This is a genomic window from Microcoleus sp. S13_C5, assembly GCF_036700845.1.
Classification (GTDB): Bacteria; Cyanobacteriota; Cyanobacteriia; order Cyanobacteriales; family Microcoleaceae; genus Microcoleus.
The window spans coordinates 35416-54458 of sequence record NZ_JAUBPR010000002.1 but is presented as its reverse complement, the minus strand read 5'-3'; the positions used below and the strand labels follow the sequence as shown (position 1 = coordinate 54458).

At 43.4% G+C, this 19043-nt stretch carries 19 protein-coding genes; 5 read left to right on the top strand and 14 right to left on the bottom strand.

Annotation, left to right across the window (positions count from 1 at the left end):
* Window positions 1–49: 49 nt before the first annotated feature.
* The 4 genes from QUA04_RS01260 to QUA04_RS01245 form a co-directional block, all read right to left on the bottom strand.
* Window positions 50–385, bottom strand: coding sequence for an element excision factor XisI family protein (locus tag QUA04_RS01260; RefSeq protein ID WP_333253011.1), 336 nt, complete (start codon window positions 383–385; stop codon window positions 50–52).
* Window positions 370–789 carry a XisH family protein gene (locus QUA04_RS01255; RefSeq protein WP_333253009.1) on the bottom strand — a complete coding sequence of 140 codons (420 nt, stop codon included), beginning with the start codon at window positions 787–789 and terminating at the stop codon, window positions 370–372. The genes QUA04_RS01260 and QUA04_RS01255 overlap by 16 nt, the downstream gene beginning before the upstream one ends.
* Window positions 790–892: 103 nt before the next feature.
* The gene (locus QUA04_RS01250; RefSeq protein ID WP_333253007.1) at window positions 893–2050 is read right to left on the bottom strand and encodes an NACHT C-terminal helical domain 2-containing protein; all 1158 of its coding nucleotides are present in this window, start codon (window positions 2048–2050) and stop codon (window positions 893–895) included.
* On the bottom strand, window positions 2043–3797 hold the full coding sequence (locus QUA04_RS01245; RefSeq protein WP_333253005.1) for an NACHT domain-containing protein: 1755 nt from the start codon (window positions 3795–3797) through the stop codon (window positions 2043–2045). Before QUA04_RS01245 ends, QUA04_RS01250 begins: the two co-directional genes overlap by 8 nt.
* A gap of 120 nt (window positions 3798–3917) precedes the next feature.
* On the opposite strand from QUA04_RS01245, the gene QUA04_RS01240 reads away from it, so the two are divergent.
* On the top strand, window positions 3918–4088 hold the full coding sequence (locus QUA04_RS01240) for a hypothetical protein (RefSeq protein ID WP_333253002.1): 171 nt from the start codon (window positions 3918–3920) through the stop codon (window positions 4086–4088).
* A gap of 79 nt (window positions 4089–4167) precedes the next feature.
* A complete protein-coding gene (locus tag QUA04_RS01235; RefSeq protein WP_333253001.1) occupies window positions 4168–5388 on the top strand; it encodes an Rpn family recombination-promoting nuclease/putative transposase in 1221 nt (406 codons plus the stop codon).
* Window positions 5389–5562: 174 nt separating this feature from the next.
* Here the strand turns inward: QUA04_RS01235 and QUA04_RS01230 are convergent, their stop codons facing one another.
* The 9 genes from QUA04_RS01230 to QUA04_RS01190 form a co-directional block, all read right to left on the bottom strand.
* A complete protein-coding gene (locus QUA04_RS01230) occupies window positions 5563–5850 on the bottom strand; it encodes an NfeD family protein (protein WP_333253000.1) in 288 nt (95 codons plus the stop codon).
* A 112-nt stretch (window positions 5851–5962) separates the two neighbouring features.
* Window positions 5963–6250, bottom strand: a complete 288-nt coding sequence (locus QUA04_RS01225; protein ID WP_333252998.1) for an NfeD family protein — start codon at window positions 6248–6250, stop codon at window positions 5963–5965.
* 118 nt (window positions 6251–6368) lie between these two features.
* On the bottom strand, window positions 6369–6656 hold the full coding sequence (locus tag QUA04_RS01220) for an NfeD family protein (RefSeq protein WP_333252996.1): 288 nt from the start codon (window positions 6654–6656) through the stop codon (window positions 6369–6371).
* A 1077-nt stretch (window positions 6657–7733) separates the two neighbouring features.
* The gene (locus tag QUA04_RS01215) at window positions 7734–8204 is read right to left on the bottom strand and encodes a GNAT family N-acetyltransferase (protein WP_333252994.1); all 471 of its coding nucleotides are present in this window, start codon (window positions 8202–8204) and stop codon (window positions 7734–7736) included.
* The gene (locus QUA04_RS01210) at window positions 8201–8716 is read right to left on the bottom strand and encodes a cupin domain-containing protein (protein WP_333252991.1); all 516 of its coding nucleotides are present in this window, start codon (window positions 8714–8716) and stop codon (window positions 8201–8203) included. Before QUA04_RS01210 ends, QUA04_RS01215 begins: the two co-directional genes overlap by 4 nt.
* A gap of 9 nt (window positions 8717–8725) precedes the next feature.
* Window positions 8726–9367 (bottom strand): type I restriction endonuclease, encoded by a 642-nt coding sequence (locus tag QUA04_RS01205; protein WP_333252989.1) that lies wholly within the window; start codon window positions 9365–9367, stop codon window positions 8726–8728.
* 43 nt (window positions 9368–9410) lie between these two features.
* Window positions 9411–10460, bottom strand: coding sequence for a DUF1611 domain-containing protein (locus tag QUA04_RS01200; RefSeq protein WP_333252987.1), 1050 nt, complete (start codon window positions 10458–10460; stop codon window positions 9411–9413).
* 88 nt (window positions 10461–10548) lie between these two features.
* The gene (locus QUA04_RS01195; RefSeq protein ID WP_333253098.1) at window positions 10549–11349 is read right to left on the bottom strand and encodes a Uma2 family endonuclease; all 801 of its coding nucleotides are present in this window, start codon (window positions 11347–11349) and stop codon (window positions 10549–10551) included.
* A 34-nt stretch (window positions 11350–11383) separates the two neighbouring features.
* Complete coding sequence (locus QUA04_RS01190; protein WP_333252985.1) at window positions 11384–12463, bottom strand: dipeptide epimerase; 1080 nt, start codon at window positions 12461–12463, stop codon at window positions 11384–11386.
* 158 nt (window positions 12464–12621) lie between these two features.
* On the opposite strand from QUA04_RS01190, the gene QUA04_RS01185 reads away from it, so the two are divergent.
* Window positions 12622–13068, top strand: a complete 447-nt coding sequence (locus QUA04_RS01185; RefSeq protein ID WP_333252983.1) for an NADAR family protein — start codon at window positions 12622–12624, stop codon at window positions 13066–13068.
* A 454-nt stretch (window positions 13069–13522) separates the two neighbouring features.
* Here QUA04_RS01185 and QUA04_RS01180 read toward each other — a convergent pair whose 3' ends face one another.
* A complete protein-coding gene (locus QUA04_RS01180) occupies window positions 13523–14227 on the bottom strand; it encodes a hypothetical protein (protein WP_333252981.1) in 705 nt (234 codons plus the stop codon).
* Between the two features lie 275 nt (window positions 14228–14502).
* On the opposite strand from QUA04_RS01180, the gene QUA04_RS01175 reads away from it, so the two are divergent.
* Both QUA04_RS01175 and QUA04_RS01170 read left to right on the top strand, forming a co-directional pair.
* Complete coding sequence (locus QUA04_RS01175) at window positions 14503–15648, top strand: hypothetical protein (protein ID WP_333252979.1); 1146 nt, start codon at window positions 14503–14505, stop codon at window positions 15646–15648.
* 333 nt (window positions 15649–15981) lie between these two features.
* Window positions 15982–19035, top strand: coding sequence for a tetratricopeptide repeat protein (locus tag QUA04_RS01170; protein ID WP_333252977.1), 3054 nt, complete (start codon window positions 15982–15984; stop codon window positions 19033–19035).
* Window positions 19036–19043: the final 8 nt, after the last annotated feature.

Here is a 19043-nt window from a genome sequence, read left to right as displayed (position 1 = left end):
TATTGTATCGATCTATTTATTGCGATCCCTCTCTGTGTAATGGCGATCGCTACACCGCCTGAAACACGACTGGGCTAGCACTATTTTGATAATCGAGGCCAGTCATAATATGCTCTGGTTGGATACCTGCGGCAATCAGCGCAGCGGTTAACCCTTCCTCAAAGTTATCTTCTTCAATGATGACATGGCGATCGACCAAGCGAGCGTGAAACAGAATCGTGTCGATCCAGCGTTGCTTGTCCCAGCCTGTAGCGATAATCAGGAAATGACCTGAATCCGTATCGCAGACAGGATAAAGCTGAATCGCTTGTAAACGAGGTTGCGATCGTGTTGCTTCTTGTAGCGTTTGTTTCAGGATATCTGCATAATTTAGTGAGCGATCCATTGAACAATAGCCTCCTGCTCTGGTTCGTAAACTAATAAGTTAATTCTATTCCGTTGAACGGCTAGCTGAAAAATTGGTTTTTGGAAGTGTCGAATATAGATGGTTTGAGCGATCGCTAGAAATAACTCCCGTTTGGGATCTTGCTCCTCCAAGGCCCATTGGTAAAGCTGAAGCTGTCCCATCGTTTTTTCCAGTTCATTAATTACTGAAGGAGAGTCGAAGTCTTTGATTTCCACAGCTATTTTCCGTTCTTCTTTTTCTGCTGCGAAAAACTTTTCTGCTCCTAAATCAGGTTTCAAGATCGTTTTTTCTAACACTAAGATTAAGGGGTCATCCGTAATTGTCCACCCATCTTTTTCGAGAGTATGGCGCAGGGATAGATGTAAATTATCGCGTCTAGACATTAGTTATGAAAGGTTGATATCTCGTTATATTTTAGCACAAGTTGACAGAATTTGCCCCAGCTTGATGAGCGACAAGAATTTATATAATCATTAACTATCCTGTTTAGGAAATCCATATATAATGCTTGAAGACAGTAATGAAAACTATGTACAAGATTAAAGCTATTAATAAGGAAGAGTACAACAGAGTTTTTGTGTAAAAATCGATCTTTATTGAGGATTTAGGTCTACCTTGGTTGTATGCTTGTCGAGACTGTGCAATTTTATCAATAGGGTATGGTAGCATCTTTTGAGCCTGCGGCTGTACTTCATTGCTACTAGATTCTTCAATTTCAACAGTGGGTAAAAGCAACGTCTCTTGAGTCTCTTTTACTTCTGGAATGGCATGAATTTCTTGTGGGCAATCTAATATTATTTTTTTCTTAATATTGCTTTTACGCCTTTCGATTTCAACAATAGGCAACAACAACGTATCTTGAATTTCCTTTTGCACTTCTGGGCTGGCACGATTTTCTTGAAGTAAATCTACTAATAGCTTATTGGCGGCATAGTATTTATTCAGCAGTTGTTGTTGTTCATCACTAAACTGCCAATCAAGCTTTAGATTTCGATACTGAAGTAGAAGTGAGCTTAAGTTCTTCTTCCAGTTTTCCAGATTTATAATAGAAGGACAATCTGCCTGTTCGTCTCGATCGGAAAATATTCTTGTCAAAGACATCAATTCTCTCAGAAACTCTTCGTCATATTTCTGAAAAACAAAGCCAATTATTTTACTTTGTTCCTGAAACAGCTTACTAGATATTCCAACTAACAAAGCTGTCACTCGACGTAAATATATTGAATTTTCTGTCTCATATGAACCACAGAAAAGAGCAAGGTCTCTATCAACCACTATGTTGAGAGCAGGTAGTCTTTTTACTTTACCTAACGACTGACCTATTAGTATTTTTTCTCTTGTATTTCTATAGCCAAACCCATTATATTCAAACTCCATTAGCTGTTCAGCTATTGCTCGGACTTCATGTATATCTTTATCAAGATTAATGTCGATTATTGACGATATTTCACGGTTAGCACTTTTTCCCCACGTCTTTTCAACCACTACACAATAGAATGCTCTCAAGGCAGCTTCTTGATAATGAGCTCCAAGTGATGCTGTTTTTTCATGCAACCATACTAGAAATTGTTGAATTTTATCATCTTCTTTAATCGATTCATCAATTGCCTGCTTCATCAATCGCAGATACTCATCATTATTCATTGCCGTTCCGCTCCTCAATCAAACGAAATACTTCATGCCAATTATTGTCGAGGATATGACGCTTCAATAATTGCTTGATTTCTAAATCAGTAGCTTGCCCATTGAATTTGAGAATTTTTTGGGCGACGAAATATTCATGAAACGTCAGGTGTGAAAATGACCAAACCTTCTGTGCCCTCTCAATTAACAACCCATGCTGTGCTTCCATTGCCCTCAACACCGAGCGACTATCCCGCTGCTCAATCCCCAAAAACTCGGCAATATAACCCTCAATCTCCGCCTGCTCAAACAACACATATTGCTCTTGCTCAAACTTCTTCACTGCCAGAAAGCTCAATAACTCCAGCTTTCGCTCTACCGACAAATCCCGATAAATCTCATCTCGCTCAATCTCCCGCGACTTGTCCCACTGCTCTAGCAATAACTCCAACCCTTCTTCATAAAGCTTGGAACGCTTCGAGTAAAACTTCCCCGTCTGGTGAAACACTCCACAAGTCAAACTCAGCAAAATCGGCGTAATCGTTAACTCCCGAATCGGCTTATTTGCCTCTAAAAATAGTTGTTCTAAAAACTCTCGCGCTTTCGCCAATCCTCCTGACTCATCCCCCATAACCGTCTTAAACCAATGTTCTGAAAACGATCGCACCTGGCCTTCATTAAAATCCGCCACTTCCACAAACTGAAAGCGTAGAGATTTCCAGTCCATTTCGCCAGTAAAACTCTGCGTTCGACACGTCACAATTACTTGCACCTGCGGATAGTCACGAGCAAACTTCTTCATTTCCTCAGTGATATTCTTTCCATCCTCTCCCGTCACCTCGTCCAACCCATCCAACAGAACCAGTACCCGACCTTGCTTCAGTAGCGTTTCTGCATCAGATAACTGCCAACACTTCTCTAGATAAGGCTTTAGTGAATAAATAAGCTTACGTCCATCTCTCACAAAATCCCGCAGCCTAATCAAAACCGGAATCCGGTGCGCTTGTAAATTCCCTGCATTGCACTCAGTCACCACTCGTTGCAAATACGTGGTTTTCCCCGAACCCGGTTTGCCCACCACCATTAGGTTTGTATTCTTCGCCAGCACTTCTAACCCCGGCACTCGTTTTTGTTCCTTGCCCAAGCCAATGCGATCTAAACCTCGATGGCTGGGATTGTTCATGAAATCTTGGCACAAATCATCGTATTCCGACTTGTCGCTACTGCTCAGCTTCTCCAGAATATTGACATCCACAAACAAGTCACCCAAAGGTACACAACGATCGACACCCCAAAGTGGCATGGTGCCGTGCAACCGTTGAATGTCATCGTGGAGGCGCGATCGTACCTGCTGAACTAACGCATCAATATTCGCTTGACCATTGATACATATCTCTCCTGGCACGGATAATCGCTGATTATTTTCCCGTTGCCATTCTGGAAAACGAGATTCCCAAAGCCATTTATACCCTTGCTCCCACGGACTTTGACCTTTAGGCGCTCTCCCTAGTTTGGGTTCCTTAAGTGGGCAACCATTATCCTCCAAGATTTTGCAAATATTTTGTAATTCCTCTTGAAGTTTCTGAGACTTATTGTCCAGTTCGTTGTTCCATGTAATACAACTTACCAAATTAGAATTTTTTTTATTAGCATTTTTGGGATTAAAACGTGCCAAGAATGCGGCTCGTGGATCGCCTATCAGGTTGAGTGCCCGGGCGATCGCTTCTAAAAACTGTTCTTCTTCTGCGGATTTGATCTGAGAATCCACCTTTCACTAAGCTCCATTATCTATTTATTTCTATTTGCATTTCTATTTTTTAACAGTTTTTTTTCTATTTGACAACTTTTATTCTTAAAGGTGTCAACATTTTACACTTGAGAGTGACAGATGAAACCTTATAACAAGAAGAAACTGCTGAAAATAATCGAGTTTATTGTAGTGGGTGTTGCCACCTGGCTCAATCCCCAAGCAGGATTTCTGCTCTTTCTGCTTCGGCTGTGCTTTCAAATCTTGGCTGCGTTGCAGAAAGATGAGGATAGTGAAATCGATAAAAGCTAAATGCTAAACGAGTAGATTGAGAAAAAATTGTCGTTGCCGATCGCCGAAATCGACAAGCGAAAATCTGAAAAATTAGTGGATGCGATCGCTACTCAAACTATCGAGCGATCGCATTTACCAATCTTGGCATGGTATAGTACCCATCTTCGATTCGCATCGACAACTCATGAAAACAGACACCATTTTCTACAGCCTGTTTCAGGAATTTCCCCGCTTCTTCTTTGAACTGATCGATCGTTCCCCAGACGAAGCCACCGCCTATGAATTCACCTCCCGCGAAATCAAACAACTGGCATTCCGCATCGACGGGTTATTTCTCCCCAAAACCGAAGAACCTGAAAAACCATTTTACTTAGCTGAAGTTCAGTTTCAACCCGATGCCGACTTGTACTACCGCATCTTTGGCGAACTCTTTCTCTATCTGCGACAATACAAACCCCTCAATCCTTGGCGTGTGGTTGTCATCTATCCCAATCGCCGCATCGAACACGAACAGATGCTGCAATTTCAGGAACTCTTAACGAGCCAGCGCGTCCAACGGATTTACCTCGATGAATTGCCAGAAGCCGCAGATCGATCGCTCGGAGTGAAAGTTGTTAAACTGGTAATCGAGCCAGCAGAGACAGCAGCAGAACAAGCACGGCAGTCGATCGCAATGGCCCGACAACAGTTATCCGATCCAACCGTTCTACGCGATTTAATTAACCTCATCGAAACAATTATCGTCTACAAACTCCCCCAGAAAAGCCGCGAGGAAATTGCCGCCATGTTGAATTTAAGCGAACTCAGACAAACTCGATTTTACCAGGAAGTCAAGCAAGAAGGTTTAGAAGAAGGACTCGAACAAGGTGAGCGGCAGGCGAAGTTAGAAGCCATTCGTCGCACGATCGGGTTGGGGATAAATTTAGAGACGATCGCCCAATTATTAGATTTGTCTCTCGAATTTGTTCGGCAAACAATTAACAAAATCCAACGGGAATCGATGTCACTCCCCGAACAAAAGATCGACTCATTTATCGAACTATTAACTCAGCAGCGATCGCTCTTCGGGGCCGAACAATTAACCGAACTAGCCCAGCTAATTGAACCCTTATCCGATGAGATCGATGTCCTTTCAGAAGCGATTTCATCCTGGGCGGAAAATTACCCTTCAATTAAGGAAGCTCAAGCCCAACTCCTCGAACCGCTACCGCCGATCGCTAAAGCATCAGAAAAAGCAGCAGTCACCCGAGAAACTAGCGAATCTCAACTCGGCGATCGCCTCAACAAACAAGCTCTCAAAAATGCCATTTTATTGTAGCGCGATCTGCCATATTTCTACTGGCAAATAAACAGAGGCAGATCTTGCTCTCTTGCATCACGTGTTGAGTCGAAGCGATCGCCAAATTGCCACTAAAAAACAGAATAGTCAGAACCCCGACTTCTTGAATAAGTCGGGGTTCTGACAGTAAAAAAGTTGAGATTACTTTCTAGTTTAGTCTGCAGGAGCCAGGGAAACTAACAGAGTGATGCTGTCAACGCCGATGACATAAACCGTGTCTCCCGGTGTCAGGGTGATTTGGCGATCGCACCGTGCGGGCCACCAGCTACCTTGGAAGCGGACGCGACCTGTTTGATTCGGGTAAATAGATTCATCGACAACAGCTTCTTCGTTGAAGTAGTTAAAATTCGTGTTGATGTAGTTATCCATTAAGATATTCTTTTCTGTGCTGTAGGTGTGAGTAGAAAAAATAGAACCGAAAGCTTTTACTACGTTGAACATTTTCCTGACTCCTTTTGTGTTAATATATATCGAAGTTTAATCGCCTATTTATACTCTTTGAAAAGTAGCATTTCCTGGTTGAAATTGATTACCTGGTCGTTCATGCTCTGATTTAGTCTGCGGGAGCGAGAGAAACTAACAGAGTGATGTTGTCAACACCGATGACATAAACCGTGTCTCCCGGTGTGAGAGTGATTTGGCGATCGCACCGTGCGGGCCACCAGCTACCTTGGAAGCGGACGCGACCTGTTTGATTCGGGTAAATCGATTCATCCACGACAGCTTCTTCGTTGAAGTAGTTAAAACTGGTGTTGACGTAATTTCTGATTAGCATATTGTTAGCTGTGCTGTATCCTTGGGTGGAGAAAATCGAGCCGAAAGCTTTTACTACGTTGAACATTTTCCTGACTCCTTTTGTGCTAATATATATCGAAGTTTAATCGCCTATTTATGCTATTTAATAGGTTGCATTTCCCGGATTGAGATTTATTTGTTGCCGTTGTATTTCAATCTCTGATTTAGTCTGCAGGAGCCAGGGAAACTAACAGAGTGATGTTGTCAACGCCGATGACATAAACCGTGTCTCCCGGTGTGAGGGTGATTTGGCGATCGCACCGTGCGGGCCACCAGCTACCTTGGAAGCGGACGCGACCTGTTTGATTAGGGTAAATAGATTCATCCACGACAGCTTCTTCGTTGAAGTAGTTAAAATTCGTGTTGACGTAATTTCTGATCAGCATATTGTTAGCTGTGCTGTATCCTTGGTTGGAAAAAATCGAGCCGAAAGCTTTTACTACGTTGAACATGATATTTACTCCTGTTGTGCTAAAATATATGGATGTGTAATTGTCTGTTTATGCTATTTGAGAGGCTGCATTTCCTCGGTTAAGATTGATTTATTGTCCTGATATTTCATTGTTCTTACCTTCCGTCGTTCTATCGGGATAAAAGGAAAAGAATTTTTGAAATGTTGAAGGGATTTGAGAAGCGGTTGCGGGGAGTATAAATCCAGTAATTCCGAGGCATTGAATTAAGGATTTTAGGGTTGAGCAGTTGGTGGGATTTGCCTCACGGGTAGATGTTGTTAGCTACATTAGAGATTGTCTGATTCCGCATTACTGCTGCTGTGAAAATGTTTTATTTTTGGGTTGAATTTTTGGGTTTAGCTTTTTGATTGGGTTGTGACTCACTTGCTTTACACTTACTAATTTGCCAGGAGTCCAATATCTTTGGTGCGATCGCCAGTCCACTTCCCGAGTCTGGTACTGGCACATGACACTCAGAAACCAGCAAACAACGGTATTCCAAAGGTTTTTGCCTAAATATCAGGCGACTGTCTGTGCCAATTTAGCCAACTGGACTACCGCAAACGGTGAATTATGAACTTACGCAGTCTCAATCGCCCAATCCGGAATATCCATAAATATCTAGTCCGTGACTTACGCACTAAACGGCTAAAAACCCAGTTTGTGACACCCTGTGCGCCATTACGGGCCCGCAAGCGCGCAGATATACGATCTAAGCCACTTTACTAGGGCACTCACTGCCCTCCCCATGCGATGTTGATTTGTACCTACCTACTTAGGCATAGAACATAGGCGATCGAGACTGATATCAAATCCGGTAGCATCGTCGGGCGTAAAATCCAGTCAACAGTCAACAATCACCGATCGTGCAACCGGACTCGATCTAATTCATCTGCGTTAATCTGTGTTTATCTGCCTGTATCTGCGGTCTAAACAAGAGAATTTTTTAACCGCAGATGACAAGGGATTGACGCAGATTCACGCAGATATCGATCGCACCCTGTTATCCAATTATTGAACAGGTCGAACTTAAAATCCATTCATAAATTCACAATCTTAAATTCATAAAACTCATAATTATAGAAAAATTTTTTGATACTGCATAATTGTTACAGGAATTCTGAATAAAGTTTTAGCTAACTGAGACAAGCCGAATTTTAATTTAAGCGACTGCGGCAATTCTTGCCATGCAGCTTCTAGGAAGCCAAAGCGAGTATAAAATGATGCGAGTCGCTTTCCCAAACATTCTAAATATAGCGGTTCTGTTGCTTGTTGAATTAAATATTTTGCGAGGTAAGTTCCCAAACCTCGATCGCGCCAATCTTTCGCCACCACCAAACTGCCCAATTCTTGCGCGCCGGTAAAGTTCCGCAACTGTCCGCAAGCTACCAAATCCCCGCTGCATTCTATCACCCAGAATTGCTGCCAGCGCAACTGAGTAGGATCGAGTTTGGCGCTCCACACTAACATTCTAATTGATTTGATGTCTTGAGCACAAGCCGGGCGGGTGGCGCATTGTGGTGGCAACGAAAAAGAACTTTCATTCATTGTGATTCCTGTTGACTGTCTCGTTTGGATTGAGCTTTCAACATCCTTTCTTTTAACCGCGCATTTCTCTCGGCAATTTCGGCATTTCCCTCATACCAAGGCGGAACATCGTCATAATCTGGAATTCCATCATCTATCAGATAGCGCGCGTTGGGCTGCTTGGGATAACCGGCGGCTAATCCTCCAGTACATATAACAAATAAATCTGTATTATCAGCAGCTTTTAATGCTCTATTTTCTGCGGGAGAAACTCTCACAATATCCCCGCCCTCAAGTGTCAATAGTTCCCCATCTACAACCATCAGGCCTTTGCCTTCAACTACAATATAAACTTCTTCTTGTTCTGCGTGGCTGTGAGTAAATGTGTAGCCATCGCCAGCAGGCAAGCGAATCAAACCTAAAGCTACTTCTTGCAGATTTAGCTGTCGCCAAGGGTTGGTGAGTTGGGGCAAATTGTTAAAGTCAAAGTGAGCTTTAGTAAATTTATTGTTACTTTCAGAATCTAGTTCCATATTATGTATTTAAGTAGAAGAAGTGTTACTAGAAATTATACCCGCTAGCCGCTTCAAAATGCGAAAGACTTCGTAAAGTTCGTTTCCGGGATTCGCAATATCGAAAAGTTGAGAGACGGCATACTGCGGTGTCTCTCCTTTGGTCATTTTGATAAATCGAAAGCTGCTGCCATTGGTCAGAAGCCCAAATGTTACTTGTTCTGGACTAGGGTCATTCAGCATATAAAATAGTAACTGGGGAAGTCCAGCTTCAACAGAATATTGCGCTCGCTTGGCTTCGATCGCCACTACCCAAAAAGATTGCAGCAATAGCAGGACATCAATGCTGCCCCTGACAATTGTATCTTCATCTTCAATGGTGAGTTCTACTGATTTTTCTGTTTCTATGTGAAAGGGATTCAAGTATAAATCTGCTAAAAATAGCAAGGGAGCCAGTACCACCATTTTTACGGTATCTTCTATCATGGGGTAGTCGGCACTGTTAGCATAGCCAGCCTTTACTTTGTCTAAATATCGCTTTTCTTCATCAGTAATTTCAGGTAAATCGTCAATCCACTCCCGAAAGAATTGCTCCTCTTCTGCAAGTTGGCAGTTAAATTTTGTTTTGACATCGCGCAGTGTCAGTGTTTTTGCTTGAATGCTTTGTGTCATAGTTTTATGTAGCTATTTGCTGGTTGGTGTTAATTGTAGCATATCAAATGTCGATCGCATCCCACAAAACCTCCGCACCAAACCTTACCGGATCGGTACAAGGCAATCCCGTTTCTGCTTGAACTTCAGCTATTGCTAACAGCGCATCTGCCTCATTTAAGTGATGAGTGTTGAGGGCGATCGCGCTCACTTTTCCCCCAGAAAAAGCACCCGCAGCAGCGGCCAACATTTCATACAGTTCGACCACTTTTGATAAAGTTGGAATCGATACGTGCGGGTGATTGCGAATGTTAGCTTGTCCGGCTCTGTGCGCTAAAATTAAGTGAGTTGGCTGCGAACCTCGCAGCAGCGGCAGAGTCGCCGTTGAACCCGGATGCAATAGCGAACCTTGCCCTTCTACGTGCAGAATATCGCATTCAGAACCCAATTTTATCACCATTTGTTCGACAGCACCAGCCGCGAAATCAACTCGCACTGCATCCAAAGGAAGGCCTTCATTTCCGATCATTAAACCCGTTTGCCCGGTTGCCAAAAAGTTGGAACGCAAACCCCGCTGCAAGCAAATGCGATTGAGTTCTAAACTGGTTGACATTTTGCCAACGCTCATATCTGTGCCGACAGTTAACACGCGGCGGCAGCTTAATTGAGCAGCAGCAGCAGAGGCGATCGCACCGACAGATTTCGGTTCCTGGCGCACGTCCCAAATCCATTGATTTTCGGTTAACGGAACTGTTATCAAAGGTGCAAGTTTTGCGTGCAAACCGTTGACAACTGACAAACCTGCTGCTACCGCTTGATTAATTTCTGGCAGCCATTCCGCAGGCAAAACACCGCCGGAAGGAGCGATACCAATTAGCAGAATATCCGGCGCAAATTGCAGTGCTTCTGCAACCGAAGCAACTATCGGTACTTGTTGAGGAAGGCGAGTTAATTCAGGTAAAGATTGTCCGGCAGATTGGCTGTCTATTACTGCTACAATTTGTGCTTCGCTGTAGCGCAAAAATGCTAAACCTGTTTTGCCGGAAGAACCGAGAATTCCCTCGTGCAGCAGGATTGCAACTTTACCATTTTTGATCGGATAGTTTTTAGTCATTGGTTCACTTTTGAGACGGGCGATTTTAGATTTTAGCTTCAATCTAAAATCTAAAATCTAAAATCTAAAATCTAAAATCGATTGGGTGTTAGCTGTGATTTGGGTTCAGGGTAAGATCATTCGGATCTTCTCCCAATTCTCGCAATCTGGCCTCTAGTCGCGAGGCTCGCTGGCGTTCCTGTTCCGCTTGCTGTTGAGCGGCTTCGGCTTGTTGTTGAGCGGCTTCGGCTTGCTGTTGAGCGGCTTCCTCCGGCAACAAAACTAAATTGCCAGATTCATCGAAAAAACGCACCCAAGTCGCTGTTTCTCGATCGACAATTCCTTCCCAAGTACCCAACCAAAAACCTAACGTTTCGCACCACAACCAACCCCGCTCGTTGGGCACTAACGGCTGATAACGCAGGGTGGCATCTAAACGCCATCCTTGCAAAGAATTCGGATCGAAAGGATCGAAAACAAAGTAATCAGGAGTTCTAAAAACCTGCTCGTAAATATCCTTTTTTTTACCTGTATCCTGATTTGCCGTTGACGGCGACAGCAGTTCCACAATGACATCCGGGTAACGTCCGTTTTCTTCCCAAACTACCCAGCCTTGTCGGGAAGGATTGCTGTCAACACCCAACACAGCGAAAAAATCCGGGCCTCGGAAATCCTGATTCCGAATCTGTTTAGCGCTGTAATAAATAAACATATTGCCACCGACAAAAAAATCGTTCCGGTTAGCTAAACCTTGTTCTAAGGAACGGATTAAAACGGTCATTGCTATACGGTGGCGGTTGCTTTCCATTTCTGCACCATCATCAAAAATTAAATCAGTCGGTGGCTTGTGTTCTTCAAAGAAAAGCTTGGCTTCTCTATCAATTTGCTCTCCTATTGATTCCACTGGCATCATAGTATCTCCAGATTTGTCTTGAGCGATACTTCTATTCTACAATGTCCATTCGCTGCACTCCCAATCCCGATCGCTCGTTTGGCAGCAAACACCCATTTTCAACGATCGCACCGATGAAAGGATCGTCTAATAAATTTAAGTGACTGTCCAAATCCAAATAATCAGCTAGCGGTGAAAGTTGTGCTGCTGCTGTATTTGCGATCGCGCTATCTGAATAGCAGCCGAACATTACTTGCAAATTGCAGGCTTTTGCTGTATTAATCATCCGCATTGCTTCGGTCAATCCGCCTGACTTCATCATTTTAATATTGATGCCGTGGACGCAGTGCGCTAACTTTGGTATATCGGAACTATTAAAGCAACTTTCATCAGCAAAAATTGGCAGAGGAGATTGACGGTACAGTTCTGAGAATTCCTCCATATCTGCGAGGGGTGAAAGCGGCTGTTCGACATAATTTATCTGGTATTTTTCCAGCCAGCGACACATCTCTGCTGCATCTTTTAAACTCCAACCGCCGTTAGCATCTACACTGATTTTAATATTAGCTGGTGCTTCGTCTAGCACTGCTATTAACATATCTTTGTCGGCTTCGATTCCGGCTGGATTTCCTAATTTAACCTTAACGGCGCGGTATTTGATGCTTCCTGGATCTGTCGCATCTTTACCAAACCAATCGCGCACTCTTTCTCTTGCACTCCCCGGCGAATTAATGCCGATTGTGACCGAGGTGGGGACGATGCGCGATCGATCTAATCCCCACATTTTCCACAGCGGCAAGCCTGCTTTTTTGCCCAGCCAGTCGTGCATTGCCATGTCGATGCCAGCGCGGGCGGCTGAGGGTAAGTTGACCTCTGTTAATACTTGTTCGATTTTTTGGCGATCGAACGGAGTAAACTTTTCTAGCAGCGGTGCAACTTCCTGCAATGCGGCTAGCAGAATTTCGGTACTTTGGGGCCGAGAACCTGTGGAAAACGGCGAAGCTTCTCCCCAGCCTTCGATGCCTTCGTGTTCTAGCTTCACCCATAAATTGGTACTTTGGGCTGTTGTACCACGGCTGATGGTTAGGGCAAACCGCTTGCGGACAATGAAGGTTTCAATTTGAAGGTGCATGATTAGTTATAAGTAGTGAATTGGGTTAAAAAAACTTATTTTACTTTTGACATTTTACTAAAAATGTGTGATAAACTCAACTGCTAATTGTATGTTGTGGCCTAATTATAAGCAGGAAAATGTGCGTAGTACACAGCCTGCATTAGCAATAAAATATTATGACAATCTACTTCTACAGCACTCGCAGCGAATACGGCTGTTTTTCTAATTTTTCCAGTCATGGATTCGACTTAGACGGAGAATATTGGGCAACTACCGAACATTATTTTCAAGCACAAAAGTTTCTCGCAACAGTTCACTGCGACCAAATTCGCCAAGCAAAAACACCGAAAGATGCAGCAAAAATGGGACGCGATCGCTCCCGTCCCCTCCGCAAAGATTGGGAAAAAGTAAAAGATGATATCATGAGAAAAGCCGTACTCCGCAAATTTGAAACTCATCCCGAAATTAGAGAAATTTTACTAGCTACGGGCGATGAGGAAATAGTCGAAAATTCTCCTAGTGATTACTATTGGGGTTGCGGTAAAGATGGCAGCGGCAAAAATATGTTGGGCCAGATTTTAATGGAAGTAAGGGAAATATTGCGAAAACGCACGCCCGAGTAAAACATAATTTAAATTTCCCATCATAAAGCAGGACTTGTTTAATCGTAAGTCCTGCAAAGCTCTAAGCGAGCATTTTCCCAATTTTCTTAAACACGCTGACTCAAAAATCCGCCTGACAAACTGTCGAATTTTGTGCCAATCTCCTCAGGCTGTTCTGGTAGAGGGTTTAGCCTCTCCGAGAAGACTGCAAAGCAGGGGAAACGGTAAAAACCCTGCACCACATTTTGATTTCCACAACTACTGTCAACCCGAATTAACTTTTATCGTCGCAAGTACAGCATTTGTTCGCCAGTCGCCTCCCGGACACCGTTCTCCTTAGGTTGGCGATTCACAAGTCAAACAGCAAAACTCCTGTTCTGGTTAAAGTTTGTTTTTTTATTGATGCTGTATCTTTCTATTGTGTGGGATTTGGGGAAAGTGTTGGCTATTGTACAGAATTCTTTACAATTGTGATTTATTTGGATATAATTGCGCCACTCTGCCGCATTTGCTGTTGAATTCGGTTAAATTCTTTCTGTTCTTCGCTTAGCAAAGTATTGTCGATCGGCGATCGCATATCCCACTGCAATTCGGACAATAACAACAAACAGCCAGCCATAATTATTCCTGTGGTTAGATATTGCCAAGGTGCAACAAAAGTTAATAGAGGGATGCTAAATAAATGAGTTAGTCCAATCAGGATAAAAGTGCGCGATCGCAAACCGAGTCCCGTACAAAAATAGCCGATCGCGCTCAACCCCAACCACAAATCGCAAAGGTGCAGCAACAAACTTCCCCAACCGGCAAAAATACTGCAATCGGTCAAAACCAAACCAGTTATCATCAAAATCGCCCAAGAGTAAAGAATCCAGCTAACTCGCTCAACTCTTACCCAAAACAAAGTCAAAACAGCCATTCCCGCAGTGCCAACTAAAGTCAAAGTTGACCACAGAATCGCCTGAAAGCTCCAACTGATGGGGAAAAACTGAGCCGTAAAAAAAATCCCTCCTGTCACCAAGCCCCAAAGCAGAAAAGTTTGGTCGATGCGGGTATAAAGTCCTGAGAAAAGAGTAATATTTCCAATTTGCCAGCGGAGTTGCAACAGGCCTGCGCGGTCTTGTACGTCGAGATGTTCCTGTTTGCAGCGGATTAGGGGTTCGGAGGCGTTGAAAAAGGTCATCCAGTGTTGGGGAAAGTATGAAGTTTTGTGTATTGTAACAAGTCTTAAGGAATATTTTTTATATTTTTTATTGTTCCGAGTCTAAGACTTGCGACGCAGATTTGGAGGCTCTGCCTCGCAAGTCTTAGACTCGCGGGAGGCAGAGCCTCTGGATATCGATTCCCAGGCAGAGCCGGGGAACCAGTTAATTGATTTTGTCTGTCGATTCCTGATATACGTCAAATTTGACGTACAATAAAAAAAGTAGATTTCACAAATATAATTAAGGAGAGAATATGAAAGCGAATCCAGGGGGAAAAATTGCTCCGGCGGAAGTCATCGGCAGGGGTGAGCTAATTTCAGGTTTGTGGGAGAGGTTAGAGCAGCAAAGCCTGATTTTGAGTGCAGAGCGCAGGATGGGAAAAACTTCGGTAATTCAAAAGATGTGCGCGGAGCCTCGCTCAAACAAATTGCCTATTTATCATGACTTAGAATTTGTTCGATCGCCCTTAGAATTTGTCGAGACAGTCTTTAAGGATGTCGAAGAATATTTAACAGGTTTTAACCGCAATGCTAAGAAGACTCGCGCATTGCTAACTCAACTGGGAGGTACAGAATTTAGCGGTTTCAAGTTACCCGAAATTGCCGCCCCTCACTGGAAAGCATTGCTGACTCAAACGATCGCAGATTTGGTAGAGAATCAAGAGCCCACTATCATCTTTTTTTGGGATGAAGTGCCGTATATGCTCGGTAAGATCGGCGACGAATCGGCAATGGAATTGCTGGATACTTTGCGCTCAATCCGCCAGATGTACCCTGCTGTGAGAATGGTTTATACAGGTTCAATTGGCTTGCATCATGTCATTGGTTCTCTCAAAAAATCTGGCTATGCGAACGATCCTACTAATGATATGTACGTCCAAGATGTGCCGCCACTGTCTCCTACAACTGCCACTAATTTAGCCCGACGGTTGCTTGAAGGTGAGAACATTTCTACACCTGATATTCAAGGAACAGCCGTTTTTATCGCAGACGAAGTGAATTATATTCCGTTCTACATTCACCACATAATTGCTAAAGTAAAACAGCTCGGCGGCTTGGTGGATATACCAGCGATTAAAGCAATTATTGCTGAGTCTTTGAACGATCCCCTGAATCCGTGGATGATGCAACATTATGGCGATCGAATTAAGACATATTATAAAGATTCGCAGTATCTTTATGCTGTGAATTTGCTGGATATTTTGGCAGTTGCAGACCAGCCTGTGGTATTTGATGAATTGTTTAATCGTCTCAAGCAAGAGTCAGAAACTCAAGACAAGGAAATAGCGAGGGATGTGTTAAGGCTTTTGCAGCAGGATTATTATATCCAAAAGGGTGATTTGGGATTTCAATTTCGCTACCCGCTGATTCAAAAATACTGGAAATCCTTGAGATGTTGATATTCTCCTAGTTCCCCGGCTTAACTTTAAACCGAAACTCCGACAGTCCGACAGTCCGGCAGTCCGACAGGGAATGAATTCCCTGCCTCAAAGCTAAAGTCCTCTGAAGAGGACTGAAGAACTACTCTAGGACTTACGCACGGGTGGTCAGAAACCGTTTTTTTTACGATAATACTTGGTTACAGCGCACAGATTTGGTGAAAAACCTGCTCCCTTCAGTTTCTGTGGTCGGAGTGCGTCCAGGACTGTACTCATTAGTCCTCTTCAGAGGACTTTAGCTATTAGCCAGGGAATTCATTCCCTGGCGGACTAAATAACCAACCGAATCAATCCATGAAAAATACATTTATCTCTCGATTTACTCCTAGCTTAATGGCACCAGAAACCCTGGAAGCTATCTTAGTACAACGTCACACACTAGCAGAACGTTTAGTAGAGCTAATTCAGGTGAGCGCCCTAACAGATAACAAGCATTTTCAATTGCTAATTGGACCGCGCGGCATTGGCAAAACGCACTTGGTTTCACTGATTTATCATCGCGTTGCTAAGATGGAAGATTTGCAGGATAAATTGCTAATTGCGTGGCTCAGGGAGGAGGAGTGGGGGATTGCGTCTTTTTTAGATTTATTGCGGGGAATATTCCGGGCAATTGCTAAAGAATATCCAGAAGTATATCAAGCTCAGTTACATGATGAGGTTGAAAAGCTTTATGATTTATCGCTGGAACAAGCTGAATTTAAGGCGGCAGAATTACTGAGAGACTTTGTTGGCAAGCGGGTGCTGTTGTTGATTGTCGAAAATTTAGAGGACGTGTTTAGCGGGTTGGGGGATTTCGGGCAGAAGCAGTTGAGGGCATACATTCAAAATTATTCATTTTTGACAATTTTGGCAACATCACAAAGTTTGTTTGATGGAGTCAAACTCTATGATAATCCTTTTTATGGTTTTTTCTCTTCACATATATTAAATGAGTTTAAGGTCGATGATGCTGTAGATTTATTAAATCACATTGCTAAGTTAGAAGGGAATAATGATTTAGCATCTTTTATTCAAACTCCAACCGGCCGCGATCGCATTAAAGTTGTGCATTACCTTTCTGGTGGCAGTCCTCGCGTCTATATTGTTTTTTCGGCTTTTCTGATGACTCCTGAATCGCTAGATAAATTGGTAGAACCGTTCATGGAAATGCTGGATAGCCTCACGCCCTACTATCAGGATCGGATGAAATATCTCTCAAATCAGCAGCGAAAGATAGTTGACTTTTTGTGCGATCGAGGTGGTGCCGCACCAGTAAAAGAAATTGCTAAACGCTGTTTTATCGAGCAGCGAACTGTATCTAGCCAACTTAAAGATTTGCGAGATAAAGGTTATGTCAAAACTGAGGAAATAGGACGGGAATCGTGGTATGAATTGCGGGAACCATTGATGCGTTTTTGTCTGGAGGTAAAGAAGCAGCGAAATCAACCGATTCGATTAATTGTGGATTTTATTCGGGTTTGGTATACGCGGAAAGAATTGCAGCAGCGATTGGGATTGAGGATGGCGGATGTTGATTTGGCGGAGAAAGAAAGTCATTTTATGTATCGGCAAGGTTGGACACCGATTCCACCTGATGCTGTGATGGAACGAGAATATTATACGCGGGCGCTTGAGGCTATTGAGAGAAATGAGGAAGACCCGCGTCTGAAGGCTTATTTTGATGAAATTAAATATTGTCGCGAACAAGAAGATGATGTTTCTGCTTTAGCATATGCGGAAAAATTGGTAGCAAGTCGCGGCGAGGCAAGGGATTGGGTAGAAAAGGGACACTGTTTAAATAGCCTGGAACGCTACGATGAAGCTTTGGAATGTTTAGATAAGGCTATTGAAAGTGACTCCAATTATGCGAGGGCTTGGGCGAATCGAGGCTATGTACTCGGCAACCTCAAACGCTATGATGAAGCCTTAGTATTTTTAGATAAAGCGATCGAACTTGATGCCAATTATAAGTGGGCGTGGTCTAACAGAGGTTATGTACTCAAAAACCTCGAACGCTATGAAGAAGCCTTAGAATCTTACGATCGGGCGATCGAACTTGATGCCAATTATAAGTGGGCGTCGTCTAACAGAGGTAATGTACTCGAAAACCTCGAACGCTATGAAGAAGCCTTAGTATCTTACGATCGGGTGATCGAACTTGATGCCAATTATAAGTGGGCGTGGTTTCTTCGAGGTTTTTTACTAAACACACTCAAACGTTATGAAGAAGCCTTAGTATCTTACGATCGGGTGATCGAACTTGATGCCAATTATAAGTGGGCGTGGTTTCTTCGAGGTTTTTTACTAAACACACTCAAACGTTATGAAGAAGCCTTAGTATCTTACGATCGGGCAATCGAACTTGATGCCAATTATCAGTCTGCTTGGAGGTGGCGAAGCTATGTACTCAACAACCTCAAACGCTATGAAGAAGCCTTAGTATCTTACGATCGGGCGATCAAACTTGACCCCAATGATAAGTGGGATTGGGCTAAGCGAGGCGATGTACTCGACAACCTCAAACGCTATGAAGAAGCCTTAGTATCTTACGATCGGGCGATCGAACTAGATGCCAATTATCAGTGGGCTTGGGCTAATCGAGGCAATATACTCAACAAGCTCAAACGCTATGAAGAAGCTTTAGAATCCTTTGATAGGGCGATCGAACTAGATGCCAATTATCAGTGGGCTTGGCGTAGGCGAGGCTATGTACTAAACAACCTCAAACGCTATGAAGAAGCTTTAGAATCTTACGATCTGGCGATCAAACTTGACCCCAATAATAAGTGGGCTTGGTTTAGCCGAGGCTGGACGCTGGATAATCTCGACCGCTATGAAGAAGCTTTAATATCTTGCGACAAAGCAATCGAACTTGGTAAGGAAGGTGCACCTGTATTCTTCAATCGCGCCATTGCCATTCTCGGATTAAATCGTTGGGATGAAGGCCTCGCCGCCTTAGACGACGCATTCCAACGCATTGAATCAGACGATAAAGTTAGTTCTGAAGATGCCGATTTAATTATCCGCAAGCTATTCATCAACACGCACGATCTAGCGATATCTCAAACTCGCATCACCAGCCTGATAGCCGTTTATGAAAAACACAAATATCTCTCAATCTTAGGACAGGCAATTGTGCGAAGCATCCCCGCGCTAATGTCAGAAATGGTAAGCGACAAAGCCGCACGCACTTGGTTAGAATTATGGCAAGAACCAACCAGCAACTACGAAGAATTCAAAATTCCCATCCGCCTGCTGAATGCGGCTGTCCGCTATAAGGAAACAAAGGGCGACAGACGAGTTTTGCTAGAACTTGCCATAGAAGAACGCAATTTATTAGAACCATTGGTGTCAACAAAACCAGAATAAGTAAAACA

Coding starts and splice junctions, on each gene's coding strand:
- QUA04_RS01260 (WP_333253011.1), bottom strand. CDS start 385: ATGGATCGCTCACTAAATTATGCAGATATCCTGAAACAAACGCTACAA.
- QUA04_RS01255 (WP_333253009.1), bottom strand. CDS start 789: ATGTCTAGACGCGATAATTTACATCTATCCCTGCGCCATACTCTCGAA.
- QUA04_RS01250 (WP_333253007.1), bottom strand. CDS start 2,050: ATGAATAATGATGAGTATCTGCGATTGATGAAGCAGGCAATTGATGAA.
- QUA04_RS01240 (WP_333253002.1), top strand. CDS start 3,918: ATGAAACCTTATAACAAGAAGAAACTGCTGAAAATAATCGAGTTTATT.
- QUA04_RS01235 (WP_333253001.1), top strand. CDS start 4,168: ATGCGATCGCTACTCAAACTATCGAGCGATCGCATTTACCAATCTTGG.
- QUA04_RS01230 (WP_333253000.1), bottom strand. CDS start 5,850: ATGTTCAACGTAGTAAAAGCTTTCGGTTCTATTTTTTCTACTCACACC.
- QUA04_RS01225 (WP_333252998.1), bottom strand. CDS start 6,250: ATGTTCAACGTAGTAAAAGCTTTCGGCTCGATTTTCTCCACCCAAGGA.
- QUA04_RS01220 (WP_333252996.1), bottom strand. CDS start 6,656: ATGTTCAACGTAGTAAAAGCTTTCGGCTCGATTTTTTCCAACCAAGGA.
- QUA04_RS01215 (WP_333252994.1), bottom strand. CDS start 8,204: ATGAATGAAAGTTCTTTTTCGTTGCCACCACAATGCGCCACCCGCCCG.
- QUA04_RS01210 (WP_333252991.1), bottom strand. CDS start 8,716: ATGGAACTAGATTCTGAAAGTAACAATAAATTTACTAAAGCTCACTTT.
- QUA04_RS01205 (WP_333252989.1), bottom strand. CDS start 9,367: ATGACACAAAGCATTCAAGCAAAAACACTGACACTGCGCGATGTCAAA.
- QUA04_RS01200 (WP_333252987.1), bottom strand. CDS start 10,460: ATGACTAAAAACTATCCGATCAAAAATGGTAAAGTTGCAATCCTGCTG.
- QUA04_RS01195 (WP_333253098.1), bottom strand. CDS start 11,349: ATGCCAGTGGAATCAATAGGAGAGCAAATTGATAGAGAAGCCAAGCTT.
- QUA04_RS01190 (WP_333252985.1), bottom strand. CDS start 12,463: ATGCACCTTCAAATTGAAACCTTCATTGTCCGCAAGCGGTTTGCCCTA.
- QUA04_RS01185 (WP_333252983.1), top strand. CDS start 12,622: ATGACAATCTACTTCTACAGCACTCGCAGCGAATACGGCTGTTTTTCT.
- QUA04_RS01180 (WP_333252981.1), bottom strand. CDS start 14,227: ATGACCTTTTTCAACGCCTCCGAACCCCTAATCCGCTGCAAACAGGAA.
- QUA04_RS01175 (WP_333252979.1), top strand. CDS start 14,503: ATGAAAGCGAATCCAGGGGGAAAAATTGCTCCGGCGGAAGTCATCGGC.
- QUA04_RS01170 (WP_333252977.1), top strand. CDS start 15,982: ATGAAAAATACATTTATCTCTCGATTTACTCCTAGCTTAATGGCACCA.